Source organism: Kitasatospora sp. NPDC088783 (assembly GCF_044750705.1).
Classification (GTDB): domain Bacteria; phylum Actinomycetota; class Actinomycetes; order Streptomycetales; family Streptomycetaceae; genus Kitasatospora; species Kitasatospora fiedleri.
On sequence record NZ_JBIVKJ010000010.1, the window covers coordinates 73,100 to 95,625 of the forward strand.

15 protein-coding genes are annotated in these 22,526 nt (G+C 73.5%); 2 read left to right on the forward strand and 13 right to left on the reverse strand.

All coding sequences use genetic code 11. From position 1 onward, the window contains the following. Positions 1–61 precede the first annotated feature (61 nt). The gene (pyk, locus tag ACIP60_RS25915; protein ID WP_400688280.1) at positions 62–1,489 is read right to left on the reverse strand and encodes a pyruvate kinase; all 1,428 of its coding nucleotides are present in this window, start codon (positions 1,487–1,489) and stop codon (positions 62–64) included. 458 nt (positions 1,490–1,947) lie between these two features. Here pyk and ACIP60_RS25920 point away from each other — a divergent pair, with 458 nt between their 5' ends. After that, a complete protein-coding gene (locus tag ACIP60_RS25920; RefSeq protein ID WP_400688282.1) occupies positions 1,948–3,789 on the forward strand; it encodes a bifunctional metallophosphatase/5'-nucleotidase in 1,842 nt (613 codons plus the stop codon). A gap of 94 nt (positions 3,790–3,883) precedes the next feature. Here the strand turns inward: ACIP60_RS25920 and ACIP60_RS25925 are convergent, their stop codons facing one another. The 3 genes from ACIP60_RS25925 to ACIP60_RS25935 form a co-directional block, all read right to left on the reverse strand. Beyond that, entirely contained in the window at positions 3,884–5,341 is a 1,458-nt protein-coding gene (locus ACIP60_RS25925) for an aldehyde dehydrogenase family protein (RefSeq protein WP_400688284.1), read from the reverse strand. Positions 5,342–5,398: 57 nt separating this feature from the next. Then, entirely contained in the window at positions 5,399–6,268 is an 870-nt protein-coding gene (locus ACIP60_RS25930; protein WP_100835736.1) for a helix-turn-helix transcriptional regulator, read from the reverse strand. 182 nt (positions 6,269–6,450) lie between these two features. Beyond that, positions 6,451–9,108 (reverse strand): AAA family ATPase, encoded by a 2,658-nt coding sequence (locus ACIP60_RS25935; RefSeq protein ID WP_400688287.1) that lies wholly within the window; start codon positions 9,106–9,108, stop codon positions 6,451–6,453. A 105-nt stretch (positions 9,109–9,213) separates the two neighbouring features. Here ACIP60_RS25935 and ACIP60_RS25940 point away from each other — a divergent pair, with 105 nt between their 5' ends. Then, positions 9,214–9,576 (forward strand): nuclear transport factor 2 family protein, encoded by a 363-nt coding sequence (locus tag ACIP60_RS25940; RefSeq protein WP_400688289.1) that lies wholly within the window; start codon positions 9,214–9,216, stop codon positions 9,574–9,576. A 212-nt stretch (positions 9,577–9,788) separates the two neighbouring features. Here ACIP60_RS25940 and ACIP60_RS25945 read toward each other — a convergent pair whose 3' ends face one another. The 9 genes from ACIP60_RS25945 to trpB form a co-directional block, all read right to left on the reverse strand. Continuing rightward, the gene (locus ACIP60_RS25945; protein ID WP_100835739.1) at positions 9,789–11,249 is read right to left on the reverse strand and encodes a glutamate synthase subunit beta; all 1,461 of its coding nucleotides are present in this window, start codon (positions 11,247–11,249) and stop codon (positions 9,789–9,791) included. Next, on the reverse strand, positions 11,242–15,822 hold the full coding sequence (gene gltB / locus ACIP60_RS25950; RefSeq protein ID WP_400688622.1) for a glutamate synthase large subunit: 4,581 nt from the start codon (positions 15,820–15,822) through the stop codon (positions 11,242–11,244). Before gltB ends, ACIP60_RS25945 begins: the two co-directional genes overlap by 8 nt. Before the next feature lie 452 nt (positions 15,823–16,274). Beyond that, positions 16,275–17,015, reverse strand: a complete 741-nt coding sequence (locus ACIP60_RS25955; protein ID WP_400688291.1) for a VIT1/CCC1 transporter family protein — start codon at positions 17,013–17,015, stop codon at positions 16,275–16,277. 187 nt (positions 17,016–17,202) lie between these two features. Further along, positions 17,203–18,219, reverse strand: coding sequence for a prolipoprotein diacylglyceryl transferase (lgt, locus tag ACIP60_RS25960; protein WP_400688293.1), 1,017 nt, complete (start codon positions 18,217–18,219; stop codon positions 17,203–17,205). 113 nt (positions 18,220–18,332) lie between these two features. After that, positions 18,333–19,190 carry a DsbA family protein gene (locus ACIP60_RS25965; RefSeq protein WP_400688295.1) on the reverse strand — a complete coding sequence of 286 codons (858 nt, stop codon included), beginning with the start codon at positions 19,188–19,190 and terminating at the stop codon, positions 18,333–18,335. A gap of 61 nt (positions 19,191–19,251) precedes the next feature. Continuing rightward, the gene (locus ACIP60_RS25970; RefSeq protein ID WP_400688297.1) at positions 19,252–19,764 is read right to left on the reverse strand and encodes a MauE/DoxX family redox-associated membrane protein; all 513 of its coding nucleotides are present in this window, start codon (positions 19,762–19,764) and stop codon (positions 19,252–19,254) included. Positions 19,765–19,898: 134 nt separating this feature from the next. After that, positions 19,899–20,069, reverse strand: coding sequence for a hypothetical protein (locus ACIP60_RS25975; RefSeq protein WP_400688299.1), 171 nt, complete (start codon positions 20,067–20,069; stop codon positions 19,899–19,901). Between the two features lie 238 nt (positions 20,070–20,307). Next, positions 20,308–21,117, reverse strand: a complete 810-nt coding sequence (gene trpA / locus ACIP60_RS25980) for a tryptophan synthase subunit alpha (protein WP_400688301.1) — start codon at positions 21,115–21,117, stop codon at positions 20,308–20,310. Between the two features lie 2 nt (positions 21,118–21,119). Next, on the reverse strand, positions 21,120–22,352 hold the full coding sequence (trpB, locus tag ACIP60_RS25985) for a tryptophan synthase subunit beta (RefSeq protein WP_400688624.1): 1,233 nt from the start codon (positions 22,350–22,352) through the stop codon (positions 21,120–21,122). Positions 22,353–22,526 lie beyond the last annotated feature (174 nt).

The following is a 22,526-nucleotide window of genomic DNA, read 5'->3' on the forward strand; positions in this document are numbered from 1 at the left end:
ACGCGGCGGCCGGGCCCGCCCCCGCGTCCGGTGCGCGGCGGGCGGGCCCGGCCGCGGGCCGTCAGTTGGCCGGTTCGCCGACGTGGTGCACCCGCACCAGGTTGGTGGAGCCGGCCAGGCCGGGCGGGGACCCGGCGGTGATGATCACGACGTCGCCGGGCGCGCAGCGGCCCAGGCTCAGCAGCGCGGAGTCGACCTGGGCGACCAGTTCGTCGGTGGTGGTGACGAACGGGCCGAGGAAGGTCTCCACGCCCCAGGTCAGCGCCAACTGGCTGCGCACGGCGGGCTCGTAGGTGAACGCCAGGACCGGGATCGGCGAGCGGTAGCGGGTCAGCCGGCGGGCGGTGTCGCCGCTCTGGGTGAACGCGATCAGGTACTTGGCGTCCAGGAAGTCGCCGATCTCGGCGGCGGCCCGGGCCACCGCGCCGCCCTGGGTGCGGGGCTTGCCGCTCGCGGTGAGCGGCGGCAGGCCCTCCGCCAGGACCTCCTCCTCGGCGGCCTCGACGATCCGGGCCATGGTCCGGACCGTCTCGACCGGGTACTTGCCAACCGAGGTCTCGCCGGAGAGCATCACCGCGTCGGTGCCGTCCAGCACCGCGTTGGCGACGTCGGACGCCTCGGCCCGGGTCGGCCGGGAGGCGTTGATCATCGAGTCCAGCATCTGGGTGGCGACGATCACCGGTTTGGCGTTGCGCCTGGCCAGCTTGACCGCGCGCTTCTGGACGATCGGCACCTGCTCCATCGGGAGTTCGACGCCCAGGTCGCCGCGGGCGACCATGATGCCGTCGAAGGCGTCCACGATGGATTCGAGGTTCTCCACCGCCTGCGGCTTCTCGATCTTGGCGATGACCGGGATCCGGCGGCCCTCCTCGGCCATGATCCGGTGCACCTCCTCGACGTCCTTCCCGCTGCGCACGAACGACAGCGCGACGATGTCGGCCCCGGTCCGCAGCGCCCAGCGCAGGTCTTCGACGTCCTTGTCGGAGAGCGCGGGCACCGAGACGGCGACACCGGGGAGGTTGAGGCCCTTGTGGTCGGAGACCAGTCCGCCCTCGACGACGGCGCAGCGCACCCGGGGGCCGTCGACGCGGGTGACCTCCAGGGTGACCCGGCCGTCGTCGACCAGGATGCGCTCGCCGGGCGAGACGTCCGCGGCCAGGCCCTTGTAGGTGGTGCCGCAGACCTCCCGGTCGCCGGGGACGTCGTCGACGGTGATGGTGAACTCGTCGCCGCGTTCCAGCAGGACCGGCCCGTCGGCGAAGGTGGCGAGGCGGATCTTCGGGCCCTGGAGGTCGGCCAGCACCCCGACGCTGCGGCCCGTCTCGTCCGAGGCCTTGCGGACCCGGTGGTAGCGGTCCTCGTGCTCCGCGTGGGAGCCGTGGCTGAGGTTCAGTCGGGCGATGTCCATGCCGGCGTCGACCAGGGCCTTGATCTGGTCGTACGAGTCTGCGGCAGGCCCGAGAGTACAAACGATTTTTGCTCGGCGCATACAGCAGAGCCTAGGCATTACCGGGTCGTAACAGCGCGGTTCCGGCCAGTCCCGCCATGGCAGTTGGCAGAAGATTCGGTGAACGGACCCGCACCGTGCGAACGGTGGCGCGCGGGGTGAGCGGCCGCCGCCCGGATTGACGCACGGGAGTTCGCCGGGGGACGGGCCGGCGGCCACCGGACGGGCCCGCGACGGGCCCGCAGTCGGCCACCGGACGGGCCCGCGGTCGGCCCGCGGCAGACCCGCGATCGGCACGCGGCGGACGGCCGCGGACGGCCGCGTCGCCCGGGGGTCACCGGGATCTCACCCGTTGGACGGCGGAGGGGTCTGGCCCCGGCGGCCGGAAAGCGGCAGACTGCCAGTCGCGTTTTCTACGCGCGTCACCACGGGTGGCGGGGTGTCACCTGCCCCGCCCCGGACGCCGGCTGACCTCCCGTACCGCCGACTTGGAGTCCTCGATGTCCCTCAACCGCCGTGACTTCGTCACCCGCTCCGCCGCCACCGCGGCCGGCGCCGCCCTGGTCGGCGGCCTGTCCGCCGCCGCGGCCACCCCCGCCGCCGCCGCGGACCACGACCGGGACGAGTCCCACGGCAGGGGCCCCGTCCCGTTCAAGGGCGCCTTCACCGTGATGGGCACCACCGACCTGCACGGCCACGTCCTCAACTGGGAGTACTTCACCGACTCCGAGTACGACGACGCCGCGCACAACGACGTCGGCCTGGCCAAGATCTCCACCCTGGTCGAGCAGGTCCGCAAGGAGAAGGGCCGCGGCCGCACCCTGCTGATCGACGCCGGCGACACCATCCAGGGCACCCAGCTCTCGTACTACTACGCCCGGATCGAGCCGATCACCGGCAAGCGCCCCCCGCGCCACCCGATGGCCGCCGCCATGAACGCCATGGGCTACGACGCCGCCGCGCTCGGCAACCACGAGTTCAACTACGGCATCCCGCTGCTGCGCGCCTACCAGCGGCAGCTGGACTTCCCGCTGCTCGGCGCCAACGCGGTCAACGTCAAGGACGAGAAGCCGGCCTTCCCGCCCTACGTCATCCGCGAGCTGCACCTCGGCCACGGCCGCCCGGTCCGGGTCGGCATCCTCGGCCTGACCAACCCCGGCATCGCCATCTGGGACAAGGCCAACGTGCAGGGCCAGCTGGCCTTCCCGGGCATCCCCGAGATCGCCGCCAAGTGGGTCCCCAAGGTCCGCGCGGCCGGCGCCGACGTGGTCGTGATCACCGCGCACACCGGCGTGGACGGCTCCTCCTCCTGGGGCGACCAGCTGCCGTACGCGGAGAACGCGGGCGCCCAGATCGCCGCGACCGTGCCCGGCGTCGACGCGATCCTGGTCGGCCACGCCCACAAGGAGGTCCCGCAGCGGATCGTGGTCAACACCGCGACCGGCAGGAACGTCGTCCTGTCCGAGCCCGCGCTCTGGGGCGAGCGGCTGACCTGCTTCGACTTCGAGGTCGAGTACGCCCGCGGCCAGTGGACCGTCACCGGCGTCAGCGCGCGGCTGCTGAACTCCAACACCGTCGCCGAGGACCCGAAGGTCGTCAAGCTGGTCAAGGACCAGCACCGGAAGGTCGTCGCGTACGTCAACCAGGTCATCGGCACCTGCAAGGAGACCCTCTCCATCGCCGAGTCCCGCTTCCGGGACACCCCGATCATCGACCTGATCGGCCGGGTCCAGGCCGACGCGGTGCGCGACGCGCTGGCCGGCGGCCCGTACGCGGCCCTGCCGGTGCTCGCCCAGGCCGCGCCGTTCAACCGCACCGCGGTCATCCCGGCCGGCCAGGTCAAGCTGCGCGACGCGGCCGGCCTGTACATCTACGAGAACACCCTGGAGGCCCGCGTCCTGACCGGCGCCCAACTCAAGGACTACCTGGAGTACTCCGCCAAGTACTACGCCCAGGTCGCCCCCGGGGCCCCGGTCGACCGGGACGCGCTGACCAACCAGGCCGACAACACCCCCGACTACAACTACGACTCGATCTACGGCCTGTCCTACGACATCGACATCGCGCAGCCGGTCGGCAGCCGCATCACCAACCTGTCGCACCAGGGCGCGCCGGTCGACCCGGCGGCGGAGTTCGTCCTCGCCGTCAACAACTACCGCGCCAGCGGCGGCGGCAACTTCCCGCACGTCGCGGCCGCCCGGCAGGTGTGGGCCGACTCCGACGAGATCCGCAACACGATGATCACCTGGGTGAAGGCCAAGGGCGTCATCGACCCGGCCGACTTCTCCGGCGGCGCCAACGGCGGCTGGCGCCTGGTCCGGGCCGGCGTCCCGGTCTTCTAGCACCCGGCACGCCGTCAAGGACGCGGGGCCGCCCGGGAGTCACCCTCCCGGACGGCCCCTTCCGCTGCCGCCGGAGCCGCGCGGGCGGCCCGGCTCAGAACGGGAAGCGCGAGCGCCCGTGCTGGATCGAGATCCACTTGACGGTGGTGAACGCGTCCAGGCTGCTGTCGCCGCCGAGCCGGCCGACCCCGGAGTTCTTCTCGCCGCCGAACGGCACGATCGGCTCGTCCGCGATCGTGCCGTCGTTGACGTGGATCATGCCGGTGTCGATCCGCTGGGCGAACCGCACGCCGCGCTCGACGTTCGCGGTGTGCACCGCGCCGGACAGGCCGAACGGGGTGTCGTTGGCGATCCGGACCGCCTCGTCCTCGCCGTCGAAGGGGATCAGCAGCGCGACCGGGCCGAACACCTCCCGGCGCAGGATCGGGTCGTCCGCCGGGATGTCGGTGAGGACGGTGGGCCGGACCAGGGTGCCGACGGTGGTGCCGTGCAGCAGGGGGCGGGCGCCGGCCGCCACCGCGCGCTCGACCTCGGCGGTGATCGCCTCGGCCTGGGCGGCGTTGATCAGCGGACCGAGCTGGGTGGCGGGGTCGCCGGGGTCGCCGACCACCAGCGAGGCCACCTTGGCGGTGAACTTCTCGCTGAACTCGTCGAACACCGCGCGGTCGACCAGGATGCGGTTGGCGGCCATGCAGATCTGGCCCTGGTGGACGAAGCGGCTGGCGACGGCGGCGCCCACCGCGTAGTCGACGTCGGCGTCGTCGAGGACCACCAGCGCGCTGTTGCCGCCGAGTTCGAGGACGACCCGCTTGAGGTGGCTCGCGGCGACCGTGGCCACGTGCCGGCCGACCCCGTCGGAGCCGGTGAAGGCGATGACCTTGGGCACCGGGTGCTCGATGAACGCGTCGCCGATCTCGGCGATGTCGGTGAGGACGACGTTCAGCAGGCCGGCCGGCAGCCCGGCCTCCTCGAAGATCTTCGCGATCAGGGTGCCGCCGGCCACCGGGGCGTCCTGGTGCGGCTTGAGGACGACCGCGTTGCCGAGGGCGAGCGCCGGGGCGACGGCCTTCAGCGAGAGGAAGACCGGGGCGTTGAACGGGCTGATCACGCCGACCACGCCGACCGGGAGCCGGTAGAGCCGGTTCTCCTTGTCCGGCATCGGCGAGGGCAGGATGCGGCCCTCGGCGCGCAGCGCCAGCGCGCCGGCCTCCCGGATCATGTCCTTGACCAGGGCGAGTTCGAAGCCGGACTTCATCAGGGTGCCGCCGAGTTCGACGGTCATCACCCGGAGGATCTCCGCCTCGCGCTCCTCGACCACCCGCAGGGCGCGCTCGAAGACCAGGCGCCGCTGGTAGGGGCTGGTGGCGGCCCAGGCGGGCTGGGCGCGCTCGGCGGCGCGGTAGGCCTGGTCGATCTCCTCGGCGGTGGCGACGGTGAAGGAGGCGAGCTTCTCCCCGCTGAAGGGGTCGAGGTCCACGATGTCCCAGGAGCCGGTCCCCTCCCGCCACTGACCGTCGATGTACTGCTGGGCGAGTTCCGCGATCAAGGACATCAGATCCCTCTCGGCACTAACGACCACCTACTGACGGATCATCATCTTAATTGCGGTTCAGGCGTCTTGGAGGATCTCCGCCAGAAGCGACCGGGTCTCCTCCTCGGACAGCGCCGCCGCCGACACCCGTTCCAGCGCGGTCGTGTACTCGGCCACCTCGACCGGCTTGTCCAGGTACAGCGCGGTGGTGAACTGCTCGACGTAGACCACGTCCGCCAAGTCCGGCTCGGGGAAGCCCAGCACCGTGAACGCCCCGCTGTCCGCCGCCAGCGCGCCCATGCCCAGCGGCAGCACCCGCAGGCTGATCGTCTCGCGCCGGGAGAGCTCGGCCAGCCTGGCCAGCTGACCGCCCATCACCTCGGGGCCGCCGCACGGGCGGCGCAACGCCGTCTCGTCCACGATCAGCTCCAGCCGGGCGGTCGCCCCGGGGGCCAGGAAGCGCTGCTGCCGGCGCAGCCGCACCGCGGCCCGGCGGGCGATCTCCTCGTCGGGGGCGGTCGGGCTGCCGGCCCGCATCACCGCGTGCACGTACTCGGGGGTCTGCAGCAGCCCGGGCACGAACTGCACCTCGTAGCTGCGCACCAGGTTCGCCGCGTCCTCCAGGTTGAGGTACGTCTGGAACCAGCCGGGGACGACGTCCCCGTAACCGTGCCACCAGGACGGGGCGTTGGTCTCGCCGACCAGGCCGAGCAGCGAGGCCCGGGACTCCTCGTCGTCGACGCCGTAGAGCGTCAGCAGGTCCGCCACGTCGCGCTGCTTGAAGCCGACCCGGCCGAGCTCCATCCGGCTGATCTTCGACTCCGAGGCCCGGATCGAGTACCCGGCGTCCTCCCGGGTCACGCCGCGGGCCTCGCGCAGGCGCCGCAGCTGGGCGCCCAACTGGATGCGACGCGCGGTCGCACCGCTGCCCGTCTGCAGGCCCGTCATGCAAACCTCCGCCCCAGGAACGCCAAGTGGACCCCGTGGGATGCAGTCTGCCACTGGGCGACGACACTCCGCGAGGTCCTTCCGGTATTTGGCCAATCCGTTGTACGAGCCCGGGTTTCGACTCCGCCCCGGACAGCCCGGCCGGCCCGGGCCGCACGTCACGGCCCGGGCGGCCCACCCGGTCACGACCCGGACAGCACGTCCGCCAGCTCGGCCCGGGAGCCCACCCCGAGCTTCGGGTACGCCTTGTACAGGTGGTGCCCGACGGTGCGGGCGCTCAGGAACAGCTGGGCGGCGATGTCCCGGTTGGACAGGCCCTGCGCGGCCAGCCGGACGATCTGCGACTCCTGCGGGGTCAGCCCGGCCACCGTCCGGTCCGGGCCGGACGCGGCGGCGGGCGCACCGGTGGCGTCCAGCTCCAGCCGGGCCCGCTCCGCCCAGGGCGCGGCGCCCAGCCGCCGGAAGGCCAGCTCGGCGGAGCGCAGCGGCGCCCGGGCCTCCGCCCGGCGCCGGGCCCGGCGCAGCCACTCGCCGTACAGCAGCTCGGTGCGGGCCTGCTCCCAGGGGCGGGGCTGCTCGGCGTGCGCGGCCAGCGCCTGCCGGTAGAGGTCCTCGGCGAGCTGGTCGGGGGCCAGCAGCGCGTGGCAGCGGTGCACCAGGGCGCGGGCCCACGGCCGGTCGGCGCGCTCGGCCCAGCGTTCGAACCGGGCCAGCGGGTCGGCGCACCCCTCGTCCCGGCGCAGCCGCACCGCGGCCTCGACCAGGTCGGGCACCGCGCGGACCGCGCTCACCTGGTGGCCGTGCGCGCCGCCGGTGAGCGCGGCCAGCTGCCCGTGGGCGTCCTCGGCCCGGCCGGCGCCCAGGTCGAGCAGGCCGAGCGCCCAGCGGGCCCAGGAGGTGCCCGCGCCGCCCCGGTCGAAGGCCGCGGCGGCCTCCGCCCGGCACGGGTCGCTCTCGCCGCGGGCGGCGGCCAGGTAGGCCAGGAAGCCGTGCACCTGGCCGGTCCACAGCGGCTGTCCGGTGTCCCGGGCGAGTTGCAGCGCCTCGGCGGCGTGGTCGGCGGCCAGGCCGGGGCGGCCGTCGAAGAGCTCGGCCTCGGCGAGGAAGAACAGCAGGGTGGGCAGCGTCCCGAAGGAGCCCGTCTCGCGGGCCTCGCGGACCAGGCGGCGGGACAGGTCGAGCACCTCGGCGTCGTGGCCCGGCACCAGCCCGGCCCCGCACGGCAGCACCAGGTCGACCGGGACGGCCGCGCCGGCCGCCCGGGCCGCCCGCTCCGCCTCCGCCAGCGCGGGGCCGTCCGCCTCCCCCAGCGCGGCGTCCAGGTAGCGGGCCACCGGGGCGAGCGGGTCGCCGTCCGGCAGCCGCAGCGCGGTGAGCGCCGCCAGGGTCCGCCGCACCTCCGGGAGGCCGTCGTACCAGGCCACGTGCAGGGCCTGGACCAGCACCCGGGCGGCCGGGCCGGGGTGGTCGGCGGCGACCAGCGCGGCGGCCTCGGTCAGCCGCCGGTGCGCGGGGCGGTGCTCGCCGCGCCAGAACTCGGCCACCCCGCGGGCGAACAGCAGGTGCGCCCGGGTCACCGGGTCGGCGTCCGGTCGGTCGGCGGCGGCGGCCAGCCGCTCGGCCCGCTCGACCTCGCCCGCCTCCAGCGCGGCCTCCACCGCCGCCACCGTCCAGCGGCGGGCCGCCACCGGGTCGGGGCTGAGCCGGGCGGCCCGCTCGTACGCCGCCGAGGCCCCGGTGTGCCCGCCGCGCGAGGCCGCCGCGTCGGCCGCCGCCGCCAGCTCCCCGGCCGCGTCCGCGTCCCGGCCGGTGGCGGCCAGCGCCCGGTGCCAGGCCCGCCGCAGCGGCTCCCCGGGCCCGTAGGCGGCGGCGAGCGCCCGGTGCGCGGCCAGCCGGTCGGCCAGCGGGGCCCGGTCCACCAGCGCGGAGCGCAGCAGCGGGTGGCGGAAGACCGCCCGGCCCGCCGTCAGGTCGACCCGGAGCAGGCCCTGCGCCTCGGCGGGCGCCAGGTCGGCGGCGCTCAGCCCGCTGTGCTCCGCGGCCCGCAGCAGCACCTCCAGGGCGCCGGTCTCCTCCAGGGCGGCCAGCAGCAGCCAGCGCTGCGCGGTGCCGGGCAGCCGGCTGACCTGGCCGTGGTAGGCGAGCCGGAGCCGTCCGGCGGGCGGCAGGGCGCCGGAGGCCCCGGCCGCCGGGAGTTCGCGCAGTGCCAGCGGGTTGCCCCGGGCGGCGGCCAGCACCCGGGCGGGGTCGGCGAGTTCGGGGGCCAGCTCGGCCAGCAGGGCGGCGGCGTCCGGCTCGGCCAGCGGTTCGACCCGCAGTCGGGGCAGCCCGGCCGGGTCCGGCCCGTCCTCCCGGGTCGCCAGCAGCAGGGCCAGGCGCTCGGCGCCGAGCCGGCGGGCCGCCAGCCGCAGCGCCGCCGCGGACTCCGGGTCGGCCCACTGGAGGTCGTCCACCAGGGCCAGCACCGGCCCGTGCTCCGCGAGGTCGCCGAGCAGGGTGAGCACCGCCAGGCCGACCAGCAGCCGGTCCCCGGGCGGGCCCTCGGCCAGTCCCAGGGTGCGTTCCAGCGCGGCCCGTTGCGGCCCGGGCAGGCCGCCGATCCGGTCCAGGGCGGGTGCCAGCAGCTGGCTGAGCAGCGCGTACGGCAGCCGGGCCTCGCTCTCCACCCCGGCCGCCCGCAGCACCCGCCACCCGTCGGCCCGCTCGGCCGCCGCGTCCAGCAGCGCGCTCTTGCCGATGCCCGGCTCCCCGCACAGCACCAGTGCCCCGGCCCGTCCCCCGCCGGCCGCCGCGAGCAGCCGGTCGACCGCGGCCCGTTCCGTCCCCCGTCCGTACAGCATGGGTCGACCCTACCCATGCGCGACCGATTCCCCGGGCCCGCGATCTCCGTAACTTCTTGTCCCGCAAGGAGAGACCACGCAACACAGCGAACCCAAGGAGCCGTCATGGACCTGCAGCACCTCGCCGAGCGCTACCTCGCCGCCTGGAACGAGACCGACCCGGCCGCCCGCCGCAAGCTGGTCGAGGAGACCTGGGCGCCCGGGGGCGCGTACACCGACCCGCTGGTGGAGACCCGCGGCCACGAGCAGTTCGACGCCGCCCTGGCCGCCGTCCAGGCCCAGTTCGCCGGGCTGGTCTTCCGCCTCGGCCCGGTCGACGCGCACCACGACGTCGCCCGCTTCACCTGGGAGCTGGCCGCGGACGGGACCGCGGAGGCCCTGGTGGTCGGCTTCGACGTGCTCACCGCCACCGCGGACGGCCGGATCGCCACGGTGGTCGGCTTCCTGGACAAGGTCCCGTCGGCCTGAGCCGCCCGCCACCCGCCACCCGCCACCCGCCACCCGGAACGCCGCCGGGAACGACAACGACGCCTGCCCTTACCTGGTCGGGGAGTGGGCAGGCGTCGCGATGACCGGGTCCCGGCGGCTCTGGCGGGTCGGTGTTTGTCGGCCGTACCCCCCTCGCGGGGGGCGTGGGCGTTCTGGGGCCGGTGGTCGTCGGACCACCGACTGGCGGTCGGTCAGACCACCAGCGGACGGTCGGTCGGCTTGATCGGGGCGGGGAGCGCGGTCTTGCCGCCCAGGTACGCGTCGACCGCCGCGGCGGCCGAGCGGCCCTCCGCGATCGCCCAGACGATCAGCGACTGACCGCGACCGGCGTCACCGCAAACGTACACCCCGTCGACGTTGGTGCCGAACTTGCCGTCCCGGGCGACGTTGCCGCGGGCGTCGAGGTCGACGCCGAGCTGCTCGACCAGGCCGTTCTTGACGTCGGTGCCGGTGAAGCCCATCGCCAGGGTGACCAGCTGGGCCGGGATGACCTTCTCGCTGCCGGGGACGGTCTCGAACTTCCCGTCCTTGAACTCGACCTCGACCAGGTGGAGTTCCTGGACGTTGCCGTCCTCGTCGCCGACGAAGTGCGAGGTGGAGACCGAGTAGACCCGCTCGCCGCCCTCCTCGTGGGCCGAGGTGACCTTGTAGGTCATCGGCATGGTCGGCCACGGCTGGTGGGCCGGCCGGGCGTCCGACGGCCGCGGCATGATCTCCAGCTGGGTGACCGAGGCCGCGCCCTGGCGGTGCGCGGTGCCGACGCAGTCCGCGCCGGTGTCGCCGCCGCCGATGACGACCACGTGCTTGCCCTTGGCCGAGATCGGGGAGTCGACGTAGTCGCCCTCCTGGACCTTGTTGGCCAGCGGCAGGTACTCCATCGCCTGGTGGACGCCGTTCAGCTCCCGGCCGGGGACGGGCAGGTCGCGGGCGGTGGTGGCGCCGGCCGCGATGACCACCGCGTCGAAGCGCGAGCGCAGGTCCTGGCCGCTGATGTCGACGCCGGCCTCGACGCCGGTGCGGAAGCGGGTGCCCTCCGCGCGCATCTGCTCGATGCGGCGGTTGATGTGGCGCTTCTCCATCTTGAACTCGGGGATGCCGTAGCGCAGCAGGCCGCCGATCCGGTCGGCGCGCTCGTACACCACCACGGTGTGGCCGGCCCGGGTGAGCTGCTGGGCGGCGGCCAGGCCGGCCGGGCCGGAGCCCACCACGGCGACGGTCTTGCCGGACAGCCGCTCCGGGACCTGCGGGGTGACCCCGCCGCGGTCCCAGGCCTTGTCGATGATGGTGACCTCGACGTTCTTGATGGTCACCGGGTCCTGGTTGATGCCCAGCACGCACGCCGACTCGCACGGAGCCGGGCACAGGCGGCCGGTGAACTCCGGGAAGTTGTTGGTGGCGTGCAGCCGCTCGATCGCGCCGGACCAGTCGTCCCGGTAGGCGAGGTCGTTCCACTCGGGGATCAGGTTCCCGAGCGGGCAGCCGCTGTGGCAGAACGGGATGCCGCAGTCCATGCAGCGGCCGGCCTGCTTGGTGATGATCGGAAGGAGGCTGCGCTCGACGTAGACCTCGTTCCAGTCGCGGAGCCGGACGTCCACCGGACGGCGCTCCGCCAGCTGCTTGGGCGTGGTCAGGAAGCCCTTGGGGTCAGCCATTTGCCGCCTCCATCATCTTGCGAGTGGTCTCCACCTCGGAGAGGCCATCGCGCTCAGCGGCGTCCTTGGCGGCGAGCACAGCCTTGTAGTCGGTGGGCATGATCTTGGAGAAGCGGGAGACCCCGCTGCCCCAGTCGGCCAGGAGCGCGGCGGCGACGGTGGAGCCGGTCTCCTCGTAGTGCTGCTGGACGGTCTCGCGCAGCCATTCGCGGTCGGCCGCACCGGGGGCCTCGATGCCCACCATGCCGCTGTTGACGTTGGCCGGGCGGAGGTCGAGCACGTAGGCGATGCCGCCGGACATGCCCGCCGCCAGGTTGCGGCCGGTCTCGCCGAGGATCAGCACCCGGCCGCCGGTCATGTACTCCAGGCCGTGGTCGCCCACGCCCTCGACCACCAGGGTGGCGCCGGAGTTGCGGACCGCGAAGCGCTCGCCGGCCTTGCCGCGCAGGTGGATGCGGCCGGAGGTGGCGCCGTAGCCGATGGTGTTGCCGGCGATGACGTGGTTCTGCGCGTCGGCGCCGATCGCGGCGGCGTCCCGGGCGGGACGGACCACGAGCACGCCGCCGGACAGGCCCTTGCCGACGTAGTCGTTGGCGTCGCCCTCCAGGCGCAGCGTGACGCCGCGCGGGACGAAGGCGCCGAAGGACTGGCCGGCCGAGCCGGTGAAGGTCACGTCGATGGTGCCCTCGGGCAGGCCCGCGCCGCGGTACCGCTTGGTCACCTCGTGGCCGAGCATGGTGCCGACGGTGCGGTTGACGTTGCGGATCGGCAGCTGGATGCGGACGGCCTCGCCGCGCTCCAGGGCGTCCTCGGCCAGCTCGATGAGCTGGTTGTCGAGCGCCTTGTCGAGCGCGTGGTCCTGGCCGGTGGTGCGGTGCAGGGCCGCGCCCTCGGGCAGCTCGGGGACGTGGAACAGCGGGGCCAGGTCGAGCCCGGCGGCCTTCCAGTGGTCGATCGCGGCCTGGGCGTCGATGTGCTCGGCGTGGCCGACGGCCTCCTCGATCGAGCGGAAGCCCAGCTCGGCGAGGAGCTCGCGGACCTCCTCGGCGATGAACTCGAAGAAGTTGACCACGAACTCGGGCTTGCCGGAGAAGCGCTCGCGCAGCACCGGGTTCTGGGTGGCGACGCCGACCGGGCAGGTGTCCAGGTGGCAGACCCGCATCATGATGCAGCCGGAGACCACCAGCGGGGCGGTCGCGAAGCCGAACTCCTCGGCGCCCAGCAGGGCGGCGATCACCACGTCGCGGCCGGTCTTCAGCTGGCCGTCGGTCTGCACCACGATGCGGTCGCGCAGGCCGTTGAGCAGCAGGGTCTGCTGGGTCTCGGCGAGGCCGAGCTCCCAGGGGCCGCCCGCGTGCTTGAGCGAGGTCAGCGGGGAGGCGCCGGTGCCGCCGTCGTGGCCGGAGATCAGCACCACGTCGGCGTGCGCCTTGGAGACGCCGGCCGCGACGGTGCCCACGCCGACCTCGGAGACCAGCTTCACGTGGACGCGGGCCTGCGGGTTGGCGTTCTTGAGGTCGTGGATCAGCTGGGCCAGGTCCTCGATGGAGTAGATGTCGTGGTGCGGCGGCGGGGAGATCAGGCCGACGCCCGGGGTCGAGTGCCGGGTCCTGGCCACCCACGGGTAGACCTTGTGGCCGGGCAGCTGGCCGCCCTCGCCGGGCTTGGCGCCCTGGGCCATCTTGATCTGGATGTCGTCGGCGTTGACCAGGTACTCGGAGGTGACGCCGAACCGACCGGAGGCGACCTGCTTGATCGCCGAGCGGCGCTCGGGGTCGTACAGGCGCTCCGGGTCCTCGCCGCCCTCGCCGGTGTTGGACTTGCCGCCCAGCCGGTTCATCGCGACGGCGAGCGTCTCGTGCGCCTCCATCGAGATGGAGCCGTAGGACATCGCGCCGGTGGAGAACCGCTTGACGATCTCGGAGACCGGCTCGACCTCGTCGATCGGGACCGGGGTCCGGCCCAGGGCGTCCAGCTGGAACAGGCCGCGCAGCGTCATCAGGCGCTCGGACTGGGCGTTCACCCGGCCGGTGTACTGCTTGAAGACGTCGTAGCGCTTGGTGCGGGTGGAGTGCTGGAGGCGGAAGACCGTCTCCGGGTCGAACAGGTGCGGCTCGCCCTCGCGGCGCCACTGGTACTCGCCGCCGATGTCCAGCGCGCGGTGCGCGGCGGAGATGCCGGAGGCCGGGTACGCCTTGGCGTGGCGGGCGGCGGTCTCCTTGGCGATCTCGTCCAGGCCGATGCCGCCGAGCTTGGTGGTGGTGCCCGCGAAGTAGGCGTCCACCAGCTCCTGGGAGAGGCCGATGGCCTCGAAGACCTGCGCGCCGCGGTAGGAGGCGACGGTGGAGATGCCCATCTTGGACATCACCTTCAGGACGCCCTTGCCGAGCGCCTTGATCAGGTTCTTGATCGCCTTCTCGGGCTCGATGTCCGACACGAACACGCCCTGGGCGACCAGGTCCTCGACCGACTCCATGGCCAGGTACGGGTTGACCGCGCCGGCGCCGTAGCCGACCAGCAGCGCGACGTGGTGCACCTCGCGGACGTCGCCCGCCTCGACCAGCAGCGACACCTGGGTGCGCTGCTTGGTGCGGATCAGGTGGTGGTGGACGGCCGAGGTGAGCAGCAGCGACGGGATCGGCGCGTGCTCGGCGTCCGAGTGCCGGTCGGAGAGCACGACGATGCGGGCGCCGTCGGCGATCGCGGCGTCGGCCTCGGCGGCGATCTCGGCCAGCCGGGCGGCCAGGCCCTGGCCGCCGGCCGCGACCTTGTACAGGCCGGACAGGGTGACGGCCTTCAGGCCGGGCTGGTCGCCGTCCTTGTTGATGTGGACCAGCTTGGCCAGCTCGTCGTTGTCGATCACCGGGAAGGTGATGCCGACCGAGCGGCAGTGCGCCGGGCTGGCGTCCAGCAGGTTGCCCTCGGGGCCGAGGTTGCTGTGCAGCGAGGTGACCAGCTCTTCGCGGATCGCGTCCAGCGGCGGGTTGGTGACCTGGGCGAACAGCTGGGTGAAGTAGTCGAACAGCAGGCGCGGCTTCTCGCTGAGCGCGGCGATCGGCGAGTCGGTGCCCATCGAGCCGAGCGCCTCGCCGCCGGTCCTGGCCATCGGCGCGAGGATGACCCGCAGCTCCTCCTCGGTGTAGCCGAAGGTCTGCTGGCGGCGGGTGACCGAGGCGTGGGTGTGGGCGATGTGCTCGCGCTCGGGGAGCTTGGCGAGCTGGATCTGCCCGCCCGCGACCCACTCCTCGTAGGGGTGCTCGGCGGCGAGGGCGGACTTGATCTCGTCGTCCTCGACGATGCGGTGCTCGGCGGTGTCGATCAGGAACATCCGGCCGGGCTGCAGGCGGCCCTTCTTGGCGACCTTCTCCTGGTCGATGTCGAGCACGCCGACCTCGGAGGAGAGCACGACCAGGCCGTCCTCGGTGATCCAGTACCGGGCCGGGCGCAGGCCGTTGCGGTCCAGGACCGCGCCGATCTGGGTGCCGTCGGTGAAGGTGACGCAGGCCGGGCCGTCCCAGGGCTCCATCAGGTTGGAGTGGTACTGGTAGAACGCGCGGCGGGCCGGGTCCATGGTGGCGTGGTTCTCCCACGCCTCCGGGATCATCATCAGCACCGAGTGCGGCAGCGAGCGTCCGCCGAGGTGGAGCAGCTCCAGGACCTCGTCGAAGGACGCCGAGTCGGAGTGGTCCGGGGTGCAGATCGGGAAGATCCGGTCCAGGTCGCCGGGGATCAGGTCGGTGGCGAGCTGGGACTCCCGGGCGGTCATCCAGTTCCGGTTGCCCTTGACCGTGTTGATCTCGCCGTTGTGCGCGACGAAGCGGTACGGGTGGGCGAGCGGCCAGCTCGGGAAGGTGTTGGTGGAGAAGCGCGAGTGCACCAGGCCGATCGCGGAGGCGTAGAGCCGGTCCGACAGGTCGGGGAAGAAGGGCTCCAGCTGGCCGGTGGTCAGCATGCCCTTGTAGACCAGGGTGCGGGCGGAGAGCGAGGGGAAGTACACCCCCGCCTCCCGCTCGGCGCGCTTGCGCAGCACGAAGGAGACCCGGTCCAGCGCGATGCCGGTGCGCTCGCCGTGGGTGACGAAGACCTGCCGGAAGCGCGGCATGACGCTGCGGGCGGTGGCGCCCAGCAGGTCGGGGGTGACCGGGACGTCGCGCCAGCCGAGGACGGTCAGGCCCTCCTCGGCGGCGATGGCCTCGATCCGGGCGGCCGCGGCGGCGGCCTCCTCGTCGCCGTCCGGGAGGAAGGCGATGCCGACCGCGTAGGAGCCGACGGCGGGGAGCTCGAAGTCCGTGTTCGCACGCAGGAACGCGTCCGGGATCTGGGTCAGGATGCCCGCGCCGTCACCGGAGTCCGGCTCGGCGCCGGTGGCGCCCCGGTGCTCCAGGTTGCGCAGGACGGTCAGCGCCTGCTCGACGATCTTGTGGTCGGCGATGCCGGTCAGCGTGGCCACGAAGCCGACGCCGCAGGCGTCGTGCTCGTTGCGCGGGTCGTAGAGACCCTGGGCCTGGGGACGCGCGTCCGGAACGAGGGCGTAGGGGCCGGTGGCCTTGGCGTCCTCGTGGCCGGAGTGCATGGATGCAGACAGCATCGGCTCTCCCGTCGTCGTAAACAGTTGCTTCATGCAAAGGGACGACGTTGGCCCTGATGCGATTTGTCGGTGCAGGTTACATGATGCCGCCTGTACCGGGAAGTGGATTCATGCGTCCACATCCCGGACTGATCCCCAGGTCAGGGGGCGGATGGGGGAAAGGCGCAGCGTCGCGCGTTCCCTCCAGTGTGCCCCCTGCCGGAGGCCGGGAAACAGGGGCGAAACGCCCTCGCCACACGCGCCTCAGGAGTCCCACCTGGGATTCTTCGAAGTCGACGCCGCCCCGCTTGCGATTCCCGGGGTCGACAGCCGGATGTCGAGACTAGGGCAAGGCGCAGGCTCGGGCCCATGTGCGGAACATCACGCGCTCCATGGCATAACTATACAGAGGTCTGGATTTTCGTACAAGGCCGTCCGGGTGACGGCCGGTCGGCGGGTCAGCCGACGGCCCCGCCGATCAGCCGTCCCAGCAGGTAGGTGACGCCCGCCGCGGCCCCGCCCAGCACCAGTTGCCGCAGGCCGGAGAACCACCAGCTGCGGGCCGTCACCCGGGCCACCACCGCGCCGCAGCCGAACAGGCCCAGCACCGCCAGCAGGGCGGCCGGCCGGAGCGTGGTCGCGCCCAGCAGGTAGGGCAGCACCGGCAGCAGCGCGCCGAGCGCGAAGCAGCCGAACGAGGAGAGCGCGGCGACCAGCGGCGAGGGCAGGTCCTCCGGGTCGACGCCGAGCTCCTCGCGGGCGTGCACGGCCAGCGTGGTCTCCGGGTCGGCGGAGAGCTGCCGGGCCACCTCGCGGGCCAGCTCCGGGTCGACGCCCCGGGCCGCGTACAGCTCGGCCAGCTCGGCCAGCTCGCCCTGCGGGTTGCGCCGCAGCTCGATCCGCTCGACCTCCAGCTCGGCCTCCACCAGCTCGCGCTGGGAGGCCACCGAGGTGTACTCGCCGGCCGCCATGGAGAACGCGCCGGCCGCCAACCCGGCCAGGCCGGTGAGCACCACGGTGCCCGGCGCGGCGGCGCCGCCGACCACGCCGGTCATCAGCGCGAAGTTGGACACCAGGCCGTCCATCGCGCCGAACACGGCCGGGCGCAGCCAGCCGCCGTTGACGTCCCGGTGGTGGTCGGCGTCGGGTATCCGGGGCTGCGGGCTGTCGGTGTGCGGGTCTGCGGTGATGGTGCTCATGCGGACGGCTCCCCTTCCGGGCACGGCGGTTCCCCCCGGGCCGCGGATCGGCCGGGCTTGCTGGTGCCCTTCGAACGTAGCCGTTTGACCTGCGCGTTTCCAGCAAAGTAAGCCTGCCCAAAGGCAGTTGGGGCCGCCTCCGCCGGTCTCGGCGGGGGCGGCCCCAACGGGGGTCGGGAGCCTCGGCTCAGGAGGGCCGCTCGGCGTCCCCGGGCACCTTGGCGGCCTTGACGGCCTCGGTGTCCTTGGCAGCCTCGGCGTTCTCGGCGGCCTCGGGGGCCCGCGCGGGGGCGTCGGCCGGGGCGTCCTGCGGCTCCGGCTCGTTCCCCGGCTCGGCCTCCGCGGCGGCGGCCCCGGCCTCGGCGCGCTCCCGGGTGGCCTGCGGGTCGATCGCGTCCGGGTCCTCGCGGCCGGGGCGGAACCTGGCGGAGAGCACGAGGGCGACGATCGCGCCGACGAAGACCAGGATCGCGGTCCAGTCGTTCAGGCGCAGGCCGAAGAAGCGGTGCGCCTCGTCGATCCGCAGCCACTCGGTCCAGAACCGGCCGAGCGTGTAGGCGGCGACGTACAGCGCGAAGGCCCGGCCGTGGCCGAGGGTGAAGCGCCGGTCGGCCCAGATCACCAGGACCGCGACCAGCACGCACCAGATCGACTCGTACAGGAAGGTCGGGTGGTAGACGCCCTGGACCACGGTGCCGTCCGGGAGCGTCTTGTCGATCTTCAGGCCCCAGGGCAGGGTGGTGGGGCGGCCGTACAGCTCCTGGTTGAACCAGTTGCCCCAGCGGCCGCAGGCCTGGGCCAGCGCGATGCCGGGGGCGATCGCGTCGGCGTAGGCGGGCAGCGGGACGCCCCGGCGGCGGGCGCCGATCCAGGCGCCGACCGCGCCGAAGGCGATGGCGCCCCAGATGCCGAGGCCGCCCTCCCAGATCTTCAGCGCGTCGATCGGGTGCTTGCCCGCACCGAAGTACAGCTGGTTGTCGGTGATGACGTGGTAGAGCCGACCGCCGACCAGGCCGAACGGCACCGCCCAGACCGCGATGTCGCCGACCGTGTGGCGGCCGCCGCCGCGGGCGACCCACCGCCTGCTGCCGAGCCACACGGCCACGACGACACCGATGATGATGCAGAAGGCGTAGGCGCGCAGCGGGATGGGCCCCAGGTTGAGGACGCCCCGCGACGGGCTCGGAATGTATGCGAGATCCATGGCACTCTCGACGCTACCGTGTCCCACCGGCACCACCGGCACCGGAGCGGGTCACGGTAGCGTCACGCGGCCAGGTCCGGGCCGGGCGCGGGGAGGGATCAGGGCGGGGGCGGTCAGGGCGAGGGCGGGTTGTTCGACTCGCCGGCGGTCGAGCCGGGCGCCGGGCTCTGCCCGTGCGAGCCGGGGGTGCCGAGGGTCTTGCCCTGGTTGGCCGCGTCCACCCACTTCACCAGGTTCTCCGGGCTGATCTGCTCGTCGCCCTTCTTCGGGTAGATCGCCTCGCCGTTCAGCAGCACCGTCGGGGTCGACTTGTAGCTGGACTTGTCGAAGTCCTGCTGCACCGCCGAGACCCAGCCGCCGAACGTGTTGTCGTTGACGCAGGACTGGAACGCGGGGGTGTCCAGCCCCGGGACCTGCTTGGCCAGGTCGATCAGGGTCTGCTTGCTGCCGAAGGAGTCCGCGGTCTCGTCCGGCTGGTTGCGGTAGAGCACGTCGTGGTAGTCGCGGAAGTGCCCGGCGTCCTGCGCGCAGGCCAGCGCGTTGGCGCCGTACTTGGAGCCGTTGCCGCCCAGCGAGCGGTCGATGAACGAGACGAGGTGGTAGTCGACGCGGACCTTGCCCGCGTCCTCCAGCTGGTCGACGGTCGGCGAGAAGCTCCGCTCGAAGCTGCCGCAGGCCGGGCAGCGCGGGTCCTCGTAGACCGTCAGCGTGGACGGGGCGTCGGCACCGCCGACCGGGATGACCAGGTTCTTGTCGCCGCTCGCGCCCGCCGGGGCGGCGGTCGGGGTCTCCGGCTTGGAGCGCTGGTTCTGCACCACCACGCCGACCACCACGGCCGCCGCGATCACCACGGCCACCACGCCGCCGACCGCCAGCTTCTTGTTGCGCCGTGCCTTGGCCTCCTCGACGGCCCGGGACTCCCGCATCTTGTCCCGGGCGTTGCGCTTGCCTTCTCGGTTCTTCTCGCTCATGGGGTGCTCTTGCCAGTCTAGGGGTCGGTTTCGTCTGATCGGTGGCGGTGGACGTGCGGCGTCAGGCGGCCAGCCAGGCGTCCGCCGAGAGCTTCGTCCGGGGCCGGTAGACCAGCCACGCCGACAGCAGCAGGAACCCGGAGTCGCGCAGGATCTCCTGGAGGTACTCGGTCTGCGACTCGTCCACCGCGCCGCCGCCGCCGAAGCAGCCGCAGTCGATCGAGATGCCGCGCGCCCACGCGGAGGAGATCCCGGCGATGAAGACCAGCAGCAGCAGACCGGAGACGACCGCGACGATCCTGGTCCCGAGGCCGAGCACCAGCAGCAGCGCCAGCGCCAGCTCCAGGAACGGCAGCCCCCAGCCGACCGGCTTCACCAGCGACTCGGGCAGGATCTCGTACGCCCGCACGGCCTGCGCCGCCTCCGCCGGGTCGGAGACCTTCGCCAGGCCCGCCCAGCCCCACACCACCGCCAGGCCCAGCCGCACCGCCAGGCCGAACCACTCGGCCGCCGCGCCGTCCACCGCCCGGCGCAGCCCGCCCACCCGGCCGTGCTCGACCTGCTGACTGGCCATCAGTTCGGTTCCCCCTCGGGCGCGTTCCACCGTTTCCTGCCTGATGAACCGTAGGGGATGGCGGGGGGTTCCTCCACATTGGCGAGTTACGCCGTATGAGCGACCTTAAACGGTCATACGTCCGATTTTCCGGATCATCGTCCCGGCGATGCGCAGACCGCGTCCGCCGACCGGCACGGCACCGCCCGCTCGGCCCCCCGCCGGGCCAACTCCCGCTCCACGCCGCCGCTTCCGACCAGCGCGACGGCCAGCGCCAGCCCCGCGGCCAGCGCCCGCAGCAGCACCTGCCGGTGGACCCACGCCATCCGGACACCCTCTCGCCGACGAACCACCGGAGGGTCCAACGGCGCCGACGGGCCGGGCCGCACCGGTGCCGCCCGGTTTTTCACCCTCGCGGAGTAGGTCCTCCCTCCCGGATCCCGCCGGGCCCCCGGCGCCGCGCGCCGATCAGGCGGGATCCGGGAGGGAGGACCCGGCCGGAAACGCGGAGGACCGCCCGGGGAGCGGCGGCCGCTCCCCGGGCGGTCCCCGGTCGGTCCGTGGTTACCTGCGGCGGACGCCCCGCGCCAGCTCGCCCGCGAGCGCGCGGACCGCGGCGACGCCGTCGGCCGGCTCCGCGGCGTCCAGCAGGCGCTGGACGAACGCCGAGCCGACGATCACGCCGTCCGCGAAGGCGGCGACCTCGGCGGCCTGGTCGGCGTTGGAGACGCCCAGGCCGACGCAGACCGGCAGCGCGGTGGTGGCGCGGGTGCGGGCCACCAGGTCCTCGGCCAGGTTCCCGACCGCGGCCCGGGTGCCGGTCACGCCCATCACGGCGGCCGCGTACACGAAGCCGGAGCCGGCCGCGGTGACCTCGGCCAGCCGGTGGTCGGTGGAGGACGGGGCGACCACGAACACGGTGTCCAGACCGTGCTCGGCGGCGGCCTTGCGCCACTCCCCGGACTCCTCCACCGGCAGGTCCGGCAGGATGCAGCCCGCTCCCCCGGCCGCGGCCAGGTCGGCGGCGAACCGGGCGGTGCCGTAGCGGTCCACCGGGTTCCAGTACGTCATCACCAGCACCGGCACGGCCGGGTGGGCGGCGGCGACCTCGGCGACGGTGCGCAGCACGTCCTTGATCTTCACGCCGCCGCGCAGCGCGATGTCGTCGGCGGTCTGGATGACCGCGCCGTCCAGCACCGGGTCCGAGTGCGGCAGGCCGACCTCGACGACGTCGCAGCCGCCCTCGACCAGGGCGCCGATCGCGGCGATGCCGCCGTCCACGGTCGGGAAGCCGGCCGGCAGGTAGCCGATCAGGGCCGCGCGGCCCTCCGCCTTCGCGGCGGCCAGGGCGGTGGTGAGCTTGGTGTCGGCCATGGTCAGTTGGTCCCCTCGGCGTCGTAGAGGCCGAAGTACTCGGCGGCGGTGTGCATGTCCTTGTCGCCGCGGCCGGAGAGCGAGACCAGGATCGTCCCCTCCGGGCCGAGCTCGCGGCCGAGTTCGAGCGCGCCGGCCAGGGCGTGCGCGGACTCGATCGCCGGGATGATGCCCTCGGTGCGGGACAGCAGCCGCAGCGCCTCCATCGCCGCCCGGTCGGTCACCGGGCGGTACTCGGCCCGTCCGGTGTCCTTCAGCCAGGCGTGCTCCGGGCCGACGCCCGGGTAGTCCAGGCCGGCCGAGATCGAGTGCGACTCGATGGTCTGGCCGTCCTCGTCCTGCAGCACGTAGGTGCGCGAGCCGTGCAGCACGCCCGGGTCGCCCTTGGTCAGGGTGGCGGCGTGCTTCGGGGTCTCGGCGCCCTCGCCGGCCGCCTCGCAGCCGATCAGGCGGACGCCCGCGTCCGGGATGAACTCGTGGAAGATGCCCATCGCGTTGGAGCCGCCGCCGACGCAGGCGACCACCGCGTCCGGGAGCCTCCCGGTGCGGTCCAGCACCTGCTGCCGGGCCTCGACGCCGATCACCCGGTGGAAGTCGCGCACCATCATCGGGAACGGGTGCGGGCCGGCCACCGTGCCGAACAGGTAGTGGGTGGAGTCGACGTTGGCGACCCAGTCCCGGAACGCCTCGTTGATGGCGTCCTTCAGGGTGCGGCTGCCGGAGGTCACCGGGATCACCTCGGCGCCCAGCATCCGCATCCGGGCCACGTTCAGCGCCTGGCGCTCCGTGTCGACCTCGCCCATGTAGACGGTGCAGTCGAAGCCGAACAGCGCGCAGGCGGTGGCGGTGGCCACGCCGTGCTGGCCGGCGCCGGTCTCGGCGATGATCCGGGTCTTGCCCATCCGGCGGGTCAGCAGCGCCTGGCCCAGCACGTTGTTGATCTTGTGCGAGCCGGTGTGGTTGAGGTCCTCGCGCTTGAGCAGGACCCGCGCCCCGCCGGCCTCCGCGGAGAACCGGTGGACGTCGGTCAGCGGGCTCGGCCGACCGGTGTAGTCCTTGAGCAGGGCGTCCAGCTCGGCGGCGAACGCCGGGTCGTTCTTGGCCTTCTCGTACTCCTCGGCGACCTGCTCCACGGCGGCGACCAGCGCCTCCGGGATGAAACGGCCGCCGTAGGCGCCGAAGTAACCACGGGCGTCGGGCACCTGGGCGCCCGGAAGGTAGTGCTCGGACATGATCCGTCCTCGGATGAAGGATTGACGGCGTGGACGTGGGGACCGCGGCGGGTGCCGGCCCCCTCGCGAGGGGGCCGGGTCCTCTGGCGAGGAGCTAGCCGCGGGGCCCGCGCCATCGGCGTCCGGGGACCTGTCCGGGCTCGCAGCCGATCACGTACCGCACCCGCCGCCCCAGCA

What these genes read in the sequence shown, in the direction of transcription:
- pyk (WP_400688280.1), bottom strand. Translation starts at nt 1,489, where the DNA reads ATGCGCCGAGCAAAAATCGTTTGTACTCTCGGGCCTGCCGCAGACTCG.
- ACIP60_RS25920 (WP_400688282.1), top strand. Translation starts at nt 1,948, where the DNA reads ATGTCCCTCAACCGCCGTGACTTCGTCACCCGCTCCGCCGCCACCGCG.
- ACIP60_RS25925 (WP_400688284.1), bottom strand. Translation starts at nt 5,341, where the DNA reads ATGTCCTTGATCGCGGAACTCGCCCAGCAGTACATCGACGGTCAGTGG.
- ACIP60_RS25930 (WP_100835736.1), bottom strand. Translation starts at nt 6,268, where the DNA reads ATGACGGGCCTGCAGACGGGCAGCGGTGCGACCGCGCGTCGCATCCAG.
- ACIP60_RS25935 (WP_400688287.1), bottom strand. Translation starts at nt 9,108, where the DNA reads ATGCTGTACGGACGGGGGACGGAACGGGCCGCGGTCGACCGGCTGCTC.
- ACIP60_RS25940 (WP_400688289.1), top strand. Translation starts at nt 9,214, where the DNA reads ATGGACCTGCAGCACCTCGCCGAGCGCTACCTCGCCGCCTGGAACGAG.
- ACIP60_RS25945 (WP_100835739.1), bottom strand. Translation starts at nt 11,249, where the DNA reads ATGGCTGACCCCAAGGGCTTCCTGACCACGCCCAAGCAGCTGGCGGAG.
- gltB (WP_400688622.1), bottom strand. Translation starts at nt 15,822, where the DNA reads ATGCACTCCGGCCACGAGGACGCCAAGGCCACCGGCCCCTACGCCCTC.
- ACIP60_RS25955 (WP_400688291.1), bottom strand. Translation starts at nt 17,015, where the DNA reads ATGAGCACCATCACCGCAGACCCGCACACCGACAGCCCGCAGCCCCGG.
- lgt (WP_400688293.1), bottom strand. Translation starts at nt 18,219, where the DNA reads ATGGATCTCGCATACATTCCGAGCCCGTCGCGGGGCGTCCTCAACCTG.
- ACIP60_RS25965 (WP_400688295.1), bottom strand. Translation starts at nt 19,190, where the DNA reads ATGAGCGAGAAGAACCGAGAAGGCAAGCGCAACGCCCGGGACAAGATG.
- ACIP60_RS25970 (WP_400688297.1), bottom strand. Translation starts at nt 19,764, where the DNA reads ATGGCCAGTCAGCAGGTCGAGCACGGCCGGGTGGGCGGGCTGCGCCGG.
- ACIP60_RS25975 (WP_400688299.1), bottom strand. Translation starts at nt 20,069, where the DNA reads ATGGCGTGGGTCCACCGGCAGGTGCTGCTGCGGGCGCTGGCCGCGGGG.
- trpA (WP_400688301.1), bottom strand. Translation starts at nt 21,117, where the DNA reads ATGGCCGACACCAAGCTCACCACCGCCCTGGCCGCCGCGAAGGCGGAG.